Source organism: Mesorhizobium sp. M2A.F.Ca.ET.039.01.1.1, from assembly GCF_003998035.1.
GTDB lineage: Bacteria > Pseudomonadota > Alphaproteobacteria > Rhizobiales > Rhizobiaceae > Mesorhizobium.
Genome location: NZ_RZRY01001392.1, coordinates 1 through 675, shown reverse-complemented (window position 1 = coordinate 675; position 675 = coordinate 1). Strand labels below are relative to the sequence as shown.

1 protein-coding gene and 1 pseudogene are annotated in these 675 nt (G+C 60.1%); both read left to right on the top strand.

The window, feature by feature from the left end:
- Positions 1–511 (top strand): ATP-binding cassette domain-containing protein (locus tag EOA24_RS40050; protein ID WP_133375055.1); only part of this gene is annotated, 511 nt, incomplete at its 5' end.
- A 7-nt stretch (positions 512–518) separates the two neighbouring features.
- Positions 519–675, top strand: a pseudogene (locus tag EOA24_RS43725) (branched-chain amino acid ABC transporter permease); the annotation flags it as partial.

Sequence of the window (675 nt, the reverse complement as noted above, 5' to 3'; positions counted from 1 at the left end):
GCACAATGCGTTGTTTCGCCGCCTGTCGGTGCGTGAGAACGTGCTGGCCGGTCTCTCTCGTCATGGCAACGCCAGCTTTTTCGAAAACATCTTCCGGCTGGGCAGGGACGGCGCCGAGCGCCTCGGTTTCCTTGCCCGCGCCGAGCGCACCATGTCGTTCCTCGGGCTCGACCGCCACGCGGGAAGAATAGTTTCGACACTTCCTTACGGTCTTCAGAAACGCGTCGATCTCGCCCGGGCACTGGTCGCCGGCCCGAAGCTGCTGCTGCTCGACGAACCGATGGCCGGCATGAACCAGGAAGAGAAAGAGGAGATGAGCCGCGTGATCCGCGAGCTTAATCGCGTCTTCGGCTCGACCGTTGTGTTGATCGAACATGATGTCGGCATCGTGCTCAACCTCGCCAGCCATGTGGTGGTGCTCGATTACGGCCGCAAACTCGCTGACGGGGCACCCGACGAGGTGCGCAAGAACCCCGACGTGATAGCCGCCTATCTCGGCACGGTTCACTGAGGAACTCATGTCCTATTTCCTTGAAACATTGGTCAGTGGTCTGTTTGCCGGAGTGATGTACTCACTCGTCGCGATCGGCTTCGTGCTCATCTACAAGGCATCCGGCGTCTTCAATTTCGCGCAAGGGGCAATGCTGCTGTTTGCGGCGCTGACCTTCGTCACCC